At 70.2% G+C, this 14,707-nt stretch carries 13 protein-coding genes; 7 read left to right on the forward strand and 6 right to left on the reverse strand.

Annotated features, from left to right (window positions below; all coding sequences use genetic code 11):
* The first annotated feature begins 194 nt into the window (after positions 1-194).
* Complete coding sequence (locus ACF088_RS09515) at positions 195-590, forward strand: hypothetical protein (RefSeq protein ID WP_392374837.1); 396 nt, start codon at positions 195-197, stop codon at positions 588-590.
* A 260-nt stretch (positions 591-850) separates the two neighbouring features.
* On the opposite strand, the gene ACF088_RS09520 is transcribed toward ACF088_RS09515, so the two are convergent.
* Positions 851-1,012: a hypothetical protein gene (locus tag ACF088_RS09520; protein ID WP_392374838.1), complete on the reverse strand. Its 162-nt coding sequence runs from the start codon at positions 1,010-1,012 to the stop codon at positions 851-853.
* Between the two features lie 1,159 nt (positions 1,013-2,171).
* Between ACF088_RS09520 and ACF088_RS09525 the strand changes: the two genes are divergently transcribed.
* On the forward strand, positions 2,172-2,990 hold the full coding sequence (locus tag ACF088_RS09525) for a glutamate racemase (protein ID WP_392375012.1): 819 nt from the start codon (positions 2,172-2,174) through the stop codon (positions 2,988-2,990).
* Positions 2,991-3,325: 335 nt separating this feature from the next.
* Here the strand turns inward: ACF088_RS09525 and ACF088_RS09530 are convergent, their stop codons facing one another.
* Positions 3,326-3,898: a TetR/AcrR family transcriptional regulator gene (locus ACF088_RS09530; RefSeq protein ID WP_392374840.1), complete on the reverse strand. Its 573-nt coding sequence runs from the start codon at positions 3,896-3,898 to the stop codon at positions 3,326-3,328.
* Between the two features lie 141 nt (positions 3,899-4,039).
* On the opposite strand from ACF088_RS09530, the gene ACF088_RS09535 reads away from it, so the two are divergent.
* Entirely contained in the window at positions 4,040-4,324 is a 285-nt protein-coding gene (locus ACF088_RS09535) for an antibiotic biosynthesis monooxygenase (RefSeq protein ID WP_392374842.1), read from the forward strand.
* A gap of 64 nt (positions 4,325-4,388) precedes the next feature.
* A complete protein-coding gene (locus ACF088_RS09540; protein WP_392374843.1) occupies positions 4,389-5,501 on the forward strand; it encodes a M20 family metallopeptidase in 1,113 nt (370 codons plus the stop codon).
* Between the two features lie 144 nt (positions 5,502-5,645).
* Here the strand turns inward: ACF088_RS09540 and ACF088_RS09545 are convergent, their stop codons facing one another.
* On the reverse strand, positions 5,646-6,497 hold the full coding sequence (locus tag ACF088_RS09545) for a maleylpyruvate isomerase family mycothiol-dependent enzyme (RefSeq protein WP_392374845.1): 852 nt from the start codon (positions 6,495-6,497) through the stop codon (positions 5,646-5,648).
* Positions 6,498-7,034: 537 nt separating this feature from the next.
* Here ACF088_RS09545 and ACF088_RS09550 point away from each other — a divergent pair.
* Positions 7,035-7,619 carry a short chain dehydrogenase gene (locus ACF088_RS09550; protein ID WP_392375014.1) on the forward strand — a complete coding sequence of 195 codons (585 nt, stop codon included), beginning with the start codon at positions 7,035-7,037 and terminating at the stop codon, positions 7,617-7,619.
* A 199-nt stretch (positions 7,620-7,818) separates the two neighbouring features.
* On the opposite strand, the gene ACF088_RS09555 is transcribed toward ACF088_RS09550, so the two are convergent.
* Positions 7,819-8,841 (reverse strand): RICIN domain-containing protein, encoded by a 1,023-nt coding sequence (locus ACF088_RS09555; protein WP_392374847.1) that lies wholly within the window; start codon positions 8,839-8,841, stop codon positions 7,819-7,821.
* Positions 8,842-9,171: 330 nt separating this feature from the next.
* Between ACF088_RS09555 and ACF088_RS09560 the strand changes: the two genes are divergently transcribed.
* A complete protein-coding gene (locus ACF088_RS09560) occupies positions 9,172-9,543 on the forward strand; it encodes a hypothetical protein (RefSeq protein ID WP_392374848.1) in 372 nt (123 codons plus the stop codon).
* 209 nt (positions 9,544-9,752) lie between these two features.
* A complete protein-coding gene (locus ACF088_RS09565; protein ID WP_392374849.1) occupies positions 9,753-12,947 on the forward strand; it encodes an ATP-binding protein in 3,195 nt (1,064 codons plus the stop codon).
* On the opposite strand, the gene ACF088_RS09570 is transcribed toward ACF088_RS09565, so the two are convergent.
* Entirely contained in the window at positions 12,868-13,659 is a 792-nt protein-coding gene (locus ACF088_RS09570; protein WP_392374851.1) for an ABC transporter permease, read from the reverse strand. The two genes, ACF088_RS09565 and ACF088_RS09570, sit on opposite strands and share 80 nt — an antisense overlap.
* Entirely contained in the window at positions 13,656-14,633 is a 978-nt protein-coding gene (locus ACF088_RS09575; protein ID WP_392374852.1) for an ATP-binding cassette domain-containing protein, read from the reverse strand. Before ACF088_RS09575 ends, ACF088_RS09570 begins: the two co-directional genes overlap by 4 nt.
* Between the last annotated feature and the right edge of the window lie 74 nt (positions 14,634-14,707).

Here is a 14,707-nt window from a genome sequence, read left to right on the forward strand (position 1 = left end):
TTCATCATCCGCCCAGGGTTCATGGAAAAGCGCCCACCCGGTCTGTAAATTGGGTATCTCCATCCCTGGAGCGCTCTACCTCCGACGAAGAGAGAGCAGGAACCCGCCCCTGCCAGAAGAGCCACTATCGGTCGGCCTGGACACGCCGTTCACGCAGTACCCATTCCATCACCCAAAGGATTCGGAGTAGGTCATTGTTCCGCAAGCGTGAAAAAGCCCTTGCAAGCTTCGCCGCCGCCCTCGCACTCGGCGCCGTCGGCTTCACGACCCCGGCACAGGCAGCACTGAACTGCCCGGAGGAAAGCCTCTGCTCCTATAGCGAGCCTGCCCTGTCGGGCGACGTCACCGTTATTCCCGCCTCGAACATCGAGAAGGCGGGAACCGATGGTGTGAAGCTTCCGACTTCGGCACAGTCATTCGTCAATGGGACACACTTCACCCTTCGTTACGGCCTCACCCGGCGGGCGATCTGCGTCCGTTTCCCCTGCTATCAGTACTCCACGCTCGGGAGAATTGCCCCCGGCGCCCAGCTGCCGTCTCTCCCCTACGCCGAGCGCGGCCTCACGGTGGGGCAGGACTTCGGCAACTGATCGACGCCTTCCCCGGAACCACACGTAAGCCGGGGAGATGCAGCCGGCCCGCCCGTCCGCCAGGGGCGGGCCGGGCGCGACGCAACGCACCTTCGCCTACCTACGGTCGGCCGGGGACACCTCAAGGCGGCAGTCGACACGCAACTCACGGAGACTCATGGAGACTCACGGAGTGGGAGACACGTGCCCGGCGTGCCCGGCACGTATGCCTTCCGTGGTGGTCGTGAGTGAACCGGTGCCCCATCGGTGCCGACGGTCACTCAGAACAGGTGGGACGCCATCCACATGACGAGCACGTACAGGCCCGCCCCGGCCCCGCCGATGACGGTGAGCCACAGCAGCGCCCCGACCGGCCACGGGGCAGGTGCCTCGGGCTTGGGCGGGGTGACGGGGCAGCAGTTCGAGCAGTGCGGATCGGGCATGCTTTATCGTCGCGCACCCGCCACGGCAGGGGGTAGGCCCGGGCGGGCCAGAACATACGAACGCACCGGCTGGTCGAAGCCAGGCGCACCAGGAAGGTCGGCGAGCTCCGCGTCGTCCAGTGAACCCGGACCGATCTGATCGTTGACCACACCGACCCGTCCGCTGACCGAAACCGGTGCCACATCGCTCGACGATCGATTCCCTGGAGCAGGCCGGCAGGTCGGATCGGTAGGCGTGGGCGGCGTGGTCTGTGTCTCATCGTGCATCGAGCATGGCGTGGTGGAGCCCGGGTACCGGCTGAGGACACCACAGAGCACCTCACACCACACAGCGATAAAGGAGGCACCTCAACTGATGTCCCGTCGTGACACGTCCAGCGAAGACGGCACTCCAGTGCCCCATGACCTGCCGAGCCACCAGGCTGATGCCGCCAGTGTGGTGCCTGATCCGTGGGATCCCGAACTTTCGGAGAGCGAAGGTGAGGGGCCTGACGAGACGGTCCCCGACACCGACCAGGCCGGCACCGGGCGGACCGGCGTTCCGAAGGCCCCGGGCGTCCGCTCCGACCAGCCCGTTCCGCATGAGCCGGTCGACTGACACCGGCCGCCTGTCCCGGGCGGTGCGCCTGCCCCGGGCGTGGGCCTGCCCCGGCGGTGGGGCCCGACCCGGCGGTGGGGCCAGGAAGCTCGACCGCCGGCGTACCGAGAACCCGCCGGGCGGCTGTCGGCATCCCTACGTGCCGGCCTGAGCACCCACGGGATTCCACACCGGTCTCCCGTGGGCCAGGCCGATGAACTCTGCGCGGGGGAGTGGTCGATGCCCGACGGTGGGCCGGATACTGTCCTGGCCCTCCCCGCTGAAACGGGGATCCCCAGGGCAGCAACTGCCCCTCGGAGGCTGCCAGTTGGGCCCATGGTGCCGGCCGGCGGCAGCTCCGTGGCGGGCGAAACCCTCCACCGAAGCCGTACCACTCTCCCGGGATTGGTCATGCTGTGGAGACCGATGACCGTACAAACTCTCCGCCAGTGGCATGGAGTGACAGGCACACGAGAGGCGACTGGCGTGGAGCAGGACATCAGGGATCGCTACGAGCGCGAACTTCGGCGCTGTCACGAGGAATACCCGGCAGCCGTACCGACACCGCTGCGCGAGGGCGGGGTGAAGATCGCGCTCATGGACGCGGGAATCGGACTGCTGGCGGCAGCCGCCGCCGTACGGCGTCTGCGGCCCGACGCCGACCTCGTCCTCTCCTCCGATCCCGATGGCATGCCCTGGGGGCCGCGCTCCCCGCAGGAGCTCACGGCCCGTGCCCTTGCCGTTGCCGAAGCGGCTGCCGCACAGCACCCCGATGTGCTGATCGTCGCCTGCAATACCGCTTCCGTGCACGCCCTACCCGCCCTGCGTGCCCGTCTGGAGCCGGACCTGCCCGTCATCGGCACCGTCCCAGCGGTCAAACCGGCTGCCGCGGGCGGCGGGCCGGTCGCCGTTTGGGCCACCCCCGCGACCACAGGCAGCCCCTACCAGCGCGGTCTCATCAAGGAGTTCGCAGCCGAGGTGAGCGTCACCGAGGTACCGTGCCCCGGGCTCGCCGACGCCGTCGAGTGCGCGGACGAAGCGGCCATCGGACGTGCGGTCGCCGCCGCCGCGGAGCGCACCCCGGACGATGCAAGGGCCGTCGTCCTGGGCTGCACCCACTACGAGCTCATCGCCGAACGCATCCGGGCGGCCGTGCAGCGCCCCGGTCGTCCACCGCTCGCTCTGTACGGTACGGCCGACGCGGTCGCCGACCAGGCACTACGCCGGATCGGCGCGGACCCCGCCCCCGCGACACCTGGCGAGGGCAACCTGACCGTGCTCCTCAGCGGGCGCGAGGAGGAACTCCCGCCGGCTGCACGGGCGTACGGCGAAGGCCGGCTACTGCAAGCCCGGCCGCTACGGCCGAGACCGGCCGCTCCTGTCGCCTGGAGCCGTCCGTGAACAGCGATGCTCGCAGTGATGCTCCGCATGCCCGTACCGACGATCTGGAACGCCGCACCACGGAGCCGGGACGCCGCACCACGGAGCCGGGACGGCGCACCGCAGAGCCGGGACGGCGCACCGCAGAGCCGGGACGGCGCACCGCAGAGCCGGGACGGCGCACCGCAGAGCCGGGACGGCGCACCGCAGAGCCGGAACGCCGCACCACCGAGCCGGAACACCGCACCACGGAGCCGGGACGGCGTCCGGCCCGCTCGGCTCCTCGATCTCCTTGCTGACTGCACCAGGGAGGGAGGATCCGTGCCGCCGAGTGGCGCGTCGGGCGCCGAAGTCCCTCAGGGGCGGTGGTCGTGGGGGCGTTTGAGTACGAGGTCGGCGGCGTCGGAGAAGACGTCGGCGCGGGTCCGGTTGCCGTGGTGTGAGGCGAGGAAGTGGTTGCCGACCGCCAGGCAGAAGGCGAGGAGACTGCGGGCCTCGGCCTCCTCGGGGTCCGAGCAGATGCCGGCGAACAGCTCACGCGCATAGTCCATGCGCCGGTTGTCGACACGGCGCAGGCGCTCGGCGACCGCTTCGTCGCGTCGTGCCCAGTCGCGGATGGCGAGGTCGATCGGCAGCAGACGGTCGCTGGAGAAGGCGAGCCGTCCCGCGTGCTGGATCTTCGCCCGTGCATCACCGCCTTCGCGCTCGACCCGGTCGCGGACTTCGTCGACGCTCTCGCGTTCCCACGTGTCGAGCATCGCCTCCAGCAGCGCATCGCGATGGGCGAAGTGCCCGTAGAACCCGCCCTTGGTGACGCCGAGCGCCCGGGCGAGGCTTTCGATCCGGACGGCGTCCGGGCCGCCGGCGGCCAGCGACGACAGGCCCTGTTCGATCCAGCTGTTGCGTGGTGTGCGGGTGACGGCAGGCATGTCCTCAGTATCGCGTGTGGTGTTGACAGCGTTTCGCGGTGGCCTATTCTTTGAAGTATACGGCACCGTATGCTTGATGGTGCGGGGGAAGTCACCGGGCGGCAATGCAACGCCCCGTGCCGACGAAAGGATGGTGACGGGATGACAGTCGGATTCGTAGGCATTCACTACCCGCACCCCACGCATTTCGACGACTTCATCGCGCGTGTGAACCAGGCCGTCGAAGTCCTGCGGACGACACCGGGCTGCCTGTCCGCCGCATGCTGGGTCACGGCCGACGACGACGCCGTTGTCTCCACGGCCCAGTTCGCATCCGACGAGGCCCTCATGGCGTCGTTCGCCGCCGCCGGCGAAGCAGGCGTGGACTTCGCCTACGACGAGCGTGAACGACTCCCTCGTCAGGTCCTCACTCTCCGCCCCCGGTAGGCCCCGGGTAGGCCTCGGTAGGCACTGGGCCGGTCCGCCACGGCGTGCCGACTACCCTTGCCACATGACGATGCACAAGACCGTCCAGGTACGTGTCGACGCGATGCTCGAGGACCTCAGAACACTCGTCGAGACCGAGTCTCCTTCGCGCGACCTCGACGCCCTGACGGCATCGGCCAAAGCTGTCGCCGCCATCCTTGAGAACCGCCTGGGCGGGCGGGCCGTGCTCGTCGAGAGCGAAGCCGGGCCGCACGTCCACTGGGCCGCTGGTGGCGATCCCACCGTACTGATCCTCGGTCACCACGACACGGTGTTTCCGCTCGGCACCCTTGAACGCCGCCCGTTCATGGTCGAGGACGGGCACGCCACCGGCCCCGGGGTCTTCGACATGCTTGGCGGTTTGGTACAGGCCGTTCATGGCCTGGCGACGCTCGACGACCGGTCGGGCGTCGAGATCCTGGTGACCGCGGACGAAGAGGTCGGCTCCCGTTCTTCCCGTGCTCTCATCGAAGAACGAGCCCTGGCTTGCGGCGCTGTGCTTGTGCTCGAGGGGGCCGCTGAGGGCGGAGCCCTGAAGACCGGCCGCAAGGGCTGCGGCACGTTCCAGATCTCCATCGCAGGCCGGGCCTCGCACGCGGGCCTGGAGCCCGCGGCCGGGGTCAACGCCCTGATCGAAGCCGCCCACCAAGTACTCGATATCGCAGCGCTCGGTCGCCCCGATATCGGTACGACCGTTACGCCGACCGTCGCGTCCGCGGGAACCCTGGACAACGTCGTTCCCGCCGAGGCGACCGTCATCGTCGACGTCCGGGTCGAGTCGGCCGACGAGAAGGAACGCATCGAATCCTCCTTCGCGGCACTGGCTCCGCGTCTCGATGAGGCGCAGCTCACGGTTCAGGGAGCTGTCGCCCGACCGCCGATGCCCGAGTCGGCGTCGGCGGAGCTCTTCGCGGTGGCACAACAGTTGCTTCCTGACCTCGAAGGCAAGGCAGTCGGCGGCGGAAGCGACGGCAACTTCACGGCCGCACTGGGGGTGCCCACACTCGACGGCCTGGGAGCAGTCGGGGGCGGTGCCCATGCCGATCACGAGTACCTGGTCGTCGACGCCATGGCCGAGCGGGCCCACCTTGTTGCCGGACTGGTGAACGCGATGCAGAACAAAGCGCAGAACGAGTAGCCGTAACCAGGAGAGGTAACGAAGGAGGTAACGAGAAGAGGTAACGAGAAGAGGTAATGAGAAGGGGGAACGAGGAGAGGCAAGGGCGAGAGACAGCGCGTGTGCGCGGCCCGGGCCGTACGCTGCGCGCGCTGTTCGTCGGGTTCAGGGTGCCTTGAAGAGAGCCGGGAAGCGGGGAGCGAGCCAGGGCTTGCGGCCTCGGACGAGGATTTGGCCCCGGGCGAGGGCGCTCCACTGGCCGCGGCGGCCGAGTGCCATCAGGAGGAAGGTGACCGGCTCGATGAGGATGGTGCAGTCCGGGCGGGCCGGCGGCTGTGAGCCAACGGTTACCGCACCGTTGGTCACCGTCACGCCGAAGCGGGCACCACTCCACAAGCGGATCGCGTAGCGGGCGGTGAGCCCGGCTGTGCGGGAGGTGTCGGTCACCCGCGGCATGGCCGTGATCAGGAACGGCAGGGTCAGCCCGACCCGGGTGCGGTCGATCATGTGTGGACGACCCAGTGCACGGGCGAGGTCGTAACCGTGGCCCAGCATGTGCGTGAGCAGGTACGACCCCAATACGTCCGGGCCCATCGGGCCCAGCGGCGTGACGACGGTACCTTCCGGGGCGCCCTCGTCCCACGCCTTGAGGTAAGCATCAGCCTGCGCCACGATCATCGCGGCCAGCGGCTCGGCCCTCCGCTCGTCGAACGCGGCGAGCGCTTGCTCATTGGCCGTGGCAAGGCTCTGCGGGGTGCCGTCCCCGTAACTGCGTGCGTGTCCGGCCGCAATGTCGGCCATCAGTTCATTGGCCTGCGCCAGATGCGCTGCCGCCTCCCCGACGGTCCACTCCGACCCGGGTACCGGAAGCCTCATGTCGGTACCCGGGCGCAGCAGGGCGGCGATGTCCCCGGCGGTCTCGCGTATGGCTGCACCGAGCCCATGGGGCAGTGTGCCCCGTACGCTCTGCCCGTCGGGCAGTGTGCCCCGTGCGTCTTGCCCAGCCACTGATTCCACGCCGCTCCACTCCTCGGTTTCGGTCTCGTGTCCGTACGCGTGCCCGTGTCCGTGTCCGTGTCCGTGTCCGTGTCCGTGCCCGTGCCCGTGCCCGTGCCCGTGCCCGTGCCCGTGCCCGTGCCCGTGCCCGTGCCCGTTCTCGGTCTCGTGCCCGTGCCCGTGCCGATGCCTGCGCCACCGGGCGGCCGCTGATGTTGCGATGTTGCGGTGTTGCGGCGTTGCGGATCAGGGAGTACAGGAGACCAGGCAACGGAGGCCGCGACAAGACCCTGGGCGGCGGGCGACGCCGGACCGCGGATGGCGCGGCGAGTGCGGGCCCCGCAGGCGGAGCCGTACAAGCCGTAGCCGCACTCCCCGAGCACCCATCTCCCAGAGCCCCACCACCATCGACCACCACACCCCAGACTTCACAGCACTACGGGCTCGGCCGTACCCCGCACTGTGGACGGGCATCCCGCACCACACGGTTCGCAGCACGGCCTTTCCCCGTCGAATAGTGCGGGCGCTCGTGCTGGCACCGCTGACATGATCGACGGCATGAAGGTACTTGTGATCGGGGCGACGGGAACGGTCGGCAGCGCCGTCGTCCGTGCGTTGGAGGCTTCTCATCAGGTGGTGAAGGCGTCGCGCAGCGGGCCGGTGAAAGTGGATCTGGAAGATCCGTCCTCTTTGGACGTCCTGTTCGCGGAGGTGTCGGAGTGCGACGCGGTGGTGTGCTGTGCCGCCGGCGGCCCGTTGGTGGACCTGGAGTCAGTGTCGGACGAGGAGATCGCCGCCGGCGTACGAGGCAAACTGTTGGGACAGGTCGCGCTGGCCCGGCGAGCCGTGCGCCATCTCCGGGATGGCGGCTCGATCACCTTGACCGGGGGCACGTTCTCCGCTCCTCTCGCGGGCGGATCGTTGGGAGCCCTCATCAACACCGGGCTGGAAGGCTTCGTCCGCAACGCGGCGGATGAGCTGCCGCGAAGCCTGCGTATCAATCTCATCAGCCCTGGATGGATCAAGGAGACCCTGGAAAACCTGGGTATGGACGGGGCTGACGGCACTCCCGTCTCCGAGGTGGCCCGGGCGTATGCGGAGGCCGTGGAAGGCGCCGCGCAAGGCCAGACCATACGTCTGTGACGTCCACCAGCCTGGCCGCCCGCTGCCCGTGAGCGCGGCAGGGCGTCGAGCTGCTTCCTTCCGGTGTGCGGCGGGCATGCCACGGCACGATCGGCGTGACCTCGCCGATCGTTGCCGTGGTGGCGTCGTCAGCCTGCATCGCCGAGAGCAGGGCGGGCCCGCAGGGTCGCTCGGGCCCGCCCCTCTTCCGGTTTCCGGTTCAGCTGTTGCAGGTCGTGAAGTCCGGGCTGGTCTGGGCCAGATAGATGCTGGACCGGCCCTGGTCGTCACTCTTCAGCGGAACGGTGACGGTGTCCCTCGCCTTCCAAGGGAACCCGCTCGCATCAAAGGTCCACTCACCGGTCACCTTCGTCGCCAGCTCCGACAGTGCCACCCACCCGTACTGGTGCGACGGAACGGTGATCGTCAGGCTGTTGCCGAGATCCTCACGCACGTCGTAGGTGACCTGTCCGGAAATGGTGAGGCTGACGCTGGTCTGTACAGGGCTCGCAGCACCGGTCCCGAGGCCCGAGGTGAAGGTCACGCCGAGCTGGCTCGACCAGCCGGTGGAGGTGTTCAGCGAGAACGTCCACGGCACCGGTGCCTCGGTGCCGTTGTACCAGACGGGGGAGACGCACTTCTTCGGGAGCGGCTCGGCCGGTGCCTGGGAGCCCTTGGTCCACGAACAGGTGGAGCTGTCCTTCTGGCAGCGCTTCGACGCGTAGTCGACGGCGGCCTTGAGCGCCGCGTCGCCTGCGCTGCTCGGGATCTTCCACTGCTGGGCCTTGGTGCCGTTGCAGCCATAGGTCTGCGTCCAGGCATCGTCGTACTGCGCGGCGCGGACCACGTCGAGGCACTTGTTGTCCCCGGCGCTACGGATCATGAATGTGTCCGAGGTGCCGTTGACGGGCTGGAAGTACCAGCGCTGCGCGGATGAGCCGGAGCAGGGCTGCTGCTTGAGCGGGAGCCCGGCCTCGATGCATTTGCCGGTGTCGTCGTTGACGAGGGTGAACGACGAGTCGGATCCCTGAAGGCGGGCGTCCCACTTCTGGTGATACCCGGGCGCGGAGTTGGTGACGATGAAGACGCCGTCTCCGGTGTTGCCGTTCTGCACATCCAGGTTCCGTCCGCCGTTGACCGACGTGAACGTCAGGCAGGACAGGCCGGAGCAGTTGTCGGCGGCCTGCGCGATACCGGTCTGGGCGGCGAGTCCCAGAGTGATACCGAGCGTGGCGATGAGCATGCTGAACGCTGTGGATAAGACCGCTGATCTGGGCGGTTTCATGCCAGTGCAACCCCTCTGTCGGACTACGGTGTTGGTGGTGCATTCCACCTTGTTGACCGCACTATCGCTGCTACCGGCGATTTTGAGTAGTGCGCCGCCTTCGGGGTGGTAGGCGAAGCCGCCCGCGGCGCTCTCGGGGGTATGGGGGATCGCGTACCGGAGGTGCGCAGGTAAGTCCAGCCGAGGCGACCGCCACCTATGACGCCATCAGCCCGGCGAAGGGCGTCCCGGCGGGCCCCGTAACGTCAAGTAGCCGAACGGGCTTGAATCATCCTGGAAGGACACATGATGGGATCCAGCTTTTTCGTCAGCGCCGACCAGCCGAACGGTGCCTTCTGGCCGTTCTCCACCGATCAACTGACCGACGCCGTAACCCGGTTGTGGCCCGGCAGCACCATCGGAGGCATGCGCAACGGCGTCCTCGAAATGGACATCCACGTCGATGACCGGACACTGCCCTTCGACTGGAACACCGCATACCAGGTCCTGCGCTTCCCCGACCAGGATCCCCTCGCCGCACCCGCACGGATCGTGCACCGGCTGCTACGGGAGGTTGCACCGGATGCCCCCGCCGTCTGGTGGACCGAGTATGACGCGACGATGGAACCGATCGACCTGTCGCCCGATCCTGAGGAATTCCTTCGCGCGTTCGTCGGCTGAGATCCCTCCAGACCCTCACACCCCCGCCCGCGATGACCGACCCGGAGTGGGCGGGACGACACACCTCGGCGGGTTCGAGTACCCGACGTTGCGGCGGGCAAGGGCCTTCCATACGGCGGGAGTTCGGCCCGCATCGACAGTTCGGCCCGTAACCGGAGTCCGGCCCGCGGCGGGAGCCCGGGCGCAGGCGCTTTGGCTAATCTGCACGGGTGACCATCGACCTGACCCTGCTGCCCCGTGTCGCCTATCGGGGAGAGGAGGTCACCGCGCCCCGGCTCCGTGGCCTCCTCGCGCTGCTCGCGGGCGACTTGCGCACGGGCTGCAGCACCGAACGGCTGGTGGAAGGGCTGTGGCCGGACGCATTGCCGGAGCGGCCGGGAAAGGCGGTGCAGGTCCTGGTGTCCAGGGCGCGGGCACGGCTGGGCGCCGGCGTCCTCGTCAGCACGCCGAGTGGATACCGGCTCACCCTCGCCGAGGATCAGGTCGACAGCTCCGCCCTGTTCCTGCACGCCGCCGCGAGTACGGGCCGGGCCAGGGCCGGTGACCACGCGGGATCGCTGGTGGCGGCCGAGGCCGGGCTCGCGCTGTGGGAGGGGACCGCTGACGGGGACGCCGGCACCGGCGACCCCGTAGCCGCGTTGCGCGCCGAGCGTGTCCCCGTCCGCGGCACGCTCGTACGCGCGCAGGCGCTCGCGCTCGCCCGGCTGGGGCGGCACACGGAGGCGGCCGGCCCGCTGGCCATTGCGGCCTCGGAGCATCCGCGCGACGAGGAGGTGCTCGCCGGGCTGCTGCGCGGCGAGGCGGCGACGGCGGGCCCGTCCGCCGCGCTGACGCGGTACGAGGCGTACCGCCGCGAGCTGCGCGACGAGCTCGGCACGGAGCCGGGCGCCGGGCTCAAGGCCGTACAGCAGGAGCTGCTGCGCGGCGAGGCACCGGTGGTCAGACACGGCGTGCCGCACGAGCCGAACCCGCTGCTGGGACGGGACGAGGACATGGCGGCGGTGGCGCGGCTGCTGCGCGCCTCCCGCGCGGTCACCGTCGTCGGCCCCGGCGGCCTCGGCAAGACCCGGCTCGCGCACGCGGTCAGCCGCCGGGCCGAGCAGCGCGTGGTGTATTTCGTGCCGCTCGCCGGGGTCACCGCGGACGAGGACGTGGCCCCGGAGGTGGCCTCCGCGCTCGGCGCGGGCGAGGGACGGCACGGCGTCGTGAACGGGCATGCCCCGGCCGACCCGGTGACCGGCATCCTCGGCGCGCTCGGCTCCGGGCCCGCTCTGCTGGTGCTGGACAACTGCGAGCAGGTCATCCGGGGCGCCGCCGCCCTCGTACAGGCCCTGGTCTCGTCCTCGAAGGACCTGCGGGTGCTCGCCACCAGCAGGGCCCCGCTGGGTCTCACCTCGGAGGCGGTGTACGCGCTGCCGGAGCTCGGTCCCGACACCTCGGTCGAGCTCTTCGCGCAGCGGGCCCGGGCCGCCCGGCCCGGCGTGGAGCTGCCGCCGGACGCGGTCGCCGGGCTGTGCCGCCACCTCGACGGGCTGCCGCTCGCCGTGGAGCTGGCCGCGGCGCGGGTGCGGGTGCTGTCGGTGCCGGAGATCGCCCGGCGCCTCGGCGACCGGTTCGCGCTGCTGCGCGGCGGGGCGCGGGATGCGCCGGAGCGCCACCGCACGCTGCACGCGGTCGTGGAGTGGAGCTGGAACCTGCTCACCAAGGACGCCCGGGCGGCGCTGCGCACGCTGTCCGTCTTCCCCGGCGGCTTCTCGGGCGAAGCGGCGGAACAGGTGCTGGGCGAGGAGGCGCTGATTCTGCTGGAGCAGTTGGCCGGCCAGTCGCTGCTCACGGTCGCCGACACTCCGGTCGGCGTGCGGTTCCGGATGCTGGAGACCGTACGGGAGTTCAGCGCGGCCCGGCGCGCGGAGGCGGACGGGGAAGAGGAGGCCGTCGGCCGGTTCCTCGCCTGGGCGCGGTACTTCGGAGTCGCCTATTACGACTGGGTTTTCGGCCCGGAACCGCGGACCGCCCGGGAGCGGATCAGGGCCGAGCAGGACAACCTCGTGTCGGCCCTGCGGTACGCCCTGGCCCGTACCGATGGCCCCGCCATCGCCGCCCTCACTGCCGTCCTCGCCGCGCTGTGGTCCACCGACTCCCACTACCCCCGCCTCGTCGCCCTCGCCGCGGACGCCGGCCCGCCGCTGTCGCACTACCGACCCGAGCCCGAGTACGTCGAAGTCGCCCGTGCCGCCGCGGTGTTGTGCATGGCGAGCCGGTTCATGGACTACGGCCCGCACGCCGGCGTCACCCGCCAGCTCGTCACCCTCCGGCGGCTGCCTCCGGCGCCGCCGGACACGCTGCTGCGCGCCACCGCGGCCGTGCTGAGCGCGGTCCCCGAGATGCTGCCTCCCGACTACGAAGTGCTGCACCAGCTCTGCGGCAGCGGGCAGCCGCTGGTCGCCGGCATCGCCGAGTGTGTCGCCACCTACATATGGGAGTACGAGCACGATCTCGACCGCGTGCTCGCCTCGGCCCGCCGGATGACCGCCGCACTGGCTCCGGTCGACAACCCGGCCCTGCAGCTCCTGGGGCATTCCCGGCTGAGCGAGCTGTGCTTGCGGACGGGGCAGGGCGAGGCCGCGTACCGACACCTCAAGGAGGCGCTCCAGGCGCTGCCGCGGCTCGGCGACGAGCACGACTACATCGGCATCCGCTCGGCCCTCGCCCTCGCCTGCCTGCAGCGCGGCGACTCCGACGAGGCCGAGCACTGGCTGCGGCAGGCCGAGGGGGACAACACCCCACAGCAGGATGCCTTCTACAGCCCCGATCTCGGCGCGCGGGCCGAGATCGCGCTCGCCCGCGGGCTGGCGGAGGTGGGGCTCGGGCTGTGGCGCAGCGCCGTGGAGCGGATGTCCGAGGCCGGCGCGCTACACAGCGGCGACCCCTGGCTCGACCCGTGGGCGCTGCAGATCCAGGCGGCGGCGGTGACGGCGCACGCGCACGCCGGCCGTCTTGAACCCGTCGCGGAGCTGGTCGTTCAGTTGCGGCAGCGGATGCGGACGCTGCTCTCCGGTCCGTCCCGCTCGCCCGTGGAGCTTCCTGTGTTGGGGACGGTGCTGCACGCGCTCGGCATGGCGGGGCTCGCGTCCGGCGACTCCGGTGCCCTGCGGATGATCGCGCTGGCCGAACGGCTGCGGGTGCTGCGCGAGTTCCAGCCGACGATGTCGGCGGCCCGCGCCCGGCAGGCGGCCGAGGATGCCGGCCGGGCGGCGTACGCCGACGCGGTGTCGGCGTACGCCGCCCTGGGGCGGGACGAGCTGCGGGAGGCAGCCCGCACGCTCATTTCGGGTCGCGGTGGAACAGCGACTTCGACCAGTGGTACCCGAGGGCGGCCAGACCCAGGCACCAGACGACCGTGATCCACCCGTTGTTGCCGATCTCGGTGCCGAGCAGCAGGCCGCGCAGGGTCTCGATGGCGGGGGTGAACGGCTGGTATGCGGCGATCGGCTGGAACCAGCCCGGCATCGCGTCGATAGGGACGAAGGCGCTGGAGATGAGCGGGAGGATGATCAGCGGCAGCGCGTTGTTGCTGGCCGCCTCGGCGTTCGGGCTGGCCAGGCCCGTGCCGACGGCGATCCAGGTGAACGCCACGGCGACCAGCGCGAGCAGCCCGAACGCCGCCAGCCAGTCCAGGGCGGTGGCGTTCGTGGACCGGAAGCCGATGGCCACGGCGACGGCACCGACGAGGACCACGCTGATGAGCGCCTGCAGCACGCTTCCGACGACGTGCCCGATGAGCACCGAACCACGGTGGATCGCCATCGTACGGAAGCGGGCGATGATGCCCTCGGTCATGTCCATGGAGACGGAGACCGCGGTGCCGGCCGGGGTGGCGCCGATCGTCATCAGCAGGATGCCCGGGACGAGATAAGCGAGGTACTCGGAGCGGTCGGCGCCGCCGCCACCGATGCCCGCGCTCATCACGTCGCCGAAGACGTAGACGAAAAGCAGCAGCAGGACGATCGGCATCAGCAGGATGTTCAGGGTGAGCGACGGGTAGCGCCGTGCGTGCAGGAGGTTGCGGCGCAGCATCGTGGACGAGTCGCGTACGGCGAGGGCGAGGGAGCTCATCGGACAGCCTCCTCGGGCTGGTTGGGGAGGCCGGGGCCGCTGGTCAGGGCGAAGAACACGTCGTCGAGGTCGGGGGTGTGCACGGTCAGCTCGTCCGCCTCTATACCGGCCGAGTCCAGCCGGTCGAGGAGGGCGCGCAGCTCGCGCTGGCTGCCGTGGCCGGGGATCTGCAGTGCGAGGGATTCGTCGTCCCGGGTCGCCTCGCGGAGCGTGATGGCGGCGGTCCGGTAGGTGGTCGGGTCGGTGAAGCGGAGCCGGACGTGTCCGCCGGGGACGAGCCGCTTCAGCTCATCGGCGCTCCCCTCGGCAGCGATCTTGCCGTCGCTCAGCACCGCGATGCGGTCGGCGAGTTCGTCGGCCTCCGCCAGGTACTGGGTGGTGAGGAAGACGGTGACGCCGCCGGAGACCAGCTCGCGGATGATCCCCCACATGGTGTGGCGGCTGCGCGGGTCGAGGCCGGTGGTGGGCTCGTCGAGGAAGATGATCCGCGGGTTGCCGACCAGCGTCATGGCAAGGTCCAGACGGCGCTTCATACCGCCGGAGTAGGTGGAGGCCGGCTTCTTCGCGGCCTCGGTGAGGTCGAAGCGCTCCAGCAGTTCGGCGGCGGTGCGGCGGCCCTCGCGGCGGGAGAGATGGTGCAGGTCCGCCATGAGGAGCATGTTCTCCTCGCCGGTGATCAGGCCGTCGACGGCGGAGAACTGCCCGGTGACGCCGATCGCGGCCCGCACGGCCTGCGGGTCGCCGGCCAGGTCGTGGCCGCCGACGTGCAGGCCGCCGGCTTCCGCGATGACGAGGGCGGAGAGGATCTTGACGGCGGTGGTCTTGCCGGCGCCGTTCGGACCGAGCAGGGAGAAGATGGTGCCGGCCGGCACCGCCAGGTCGATGCCGTCGAGGACCGTCTTGTCCCCGTAGGCCTTGCGCAGCCCTTTGGCCGCGATGGCGAGTGGGCGCGAGGCCGTTGTTGTTGTCGTCATGCGGCACAGGTTGCGGCGGGGCGCATTCAGCGCGGTTTCAGGAGGGTTTCAGTGCCCTGGAACCGGGATTGCCT

The organism is Streptomyces sp. NPDC015125, assembly GCF_043080045.1.
Taxonomy (GTDB): Bacteria; Actinomycetota; Actinomycetes; order Streptomycetales; family Streptomycetaceae; genus Streptomyces.

Coding starts and splice junctions, on each gene's coding strand:
- ACF088_RS09570 (WP_392374851.1), bottom strand. CDS start 13,659: ATGAGCTCCCTCGCCCTCGCCGTACGCGACTCGTCCACGATGCTGCGC.
- ACF088_RS09575 (WP_392374852.1), bottom strand. CDS start 14,633: ATGACGACAACAACAACGGCCTCGCGCCCACTCGCCATCGCGGCCAAA.
- ACF088_RS09540 (WP_392374843.1), top strand. CDS start 4,389: ATGACGATGCACAAGACCGTCCAGGTACGTGTCGACGCGATGCTCGAG.
- ACF088_RS09520 (WP_392374838.1), bottom strand. CDS start 1,012: ATGCCCGATCCGCACTGCTCGAACTGCTGCCCCGTCACCCCGCCCAAG.
- ACF088_RS09555 (WP_392374847.1), bottom strand. CDS start 8,841: ATGCTCATCGCCACGCTCGGTATCACTCTGGGACTCGCCGCCCAGACC.
- ACF088_RS09535 (WP_392374842.1), top strand. CDS start 4,040: ATGACAGTCGGATTCGTAGGCATTCACTACCCGCACCCCACGCATTTC.
- ACF088_RS09560 (WP_392374848.1), top strand. CDS start 9,172: ATGGGATCCAGCTTTTTCGTCAGCGCCGACCAGCCGAACGGTGCCTTC.
- ACF088_RS09550 (WP_392375014.1), top strand. CDS start 7,035: ATGAAGGTACTTGTGATCGGGGCGACGGGAACGGTCGGCAGCGCCGTC.
- ACF088_RS09530 (WP_392374840.1), bottom strand. CDS start 3,898: ATGCCTGCCGTCACCCGCACACCACGCAACAGCTGGATCGAACAGGGC.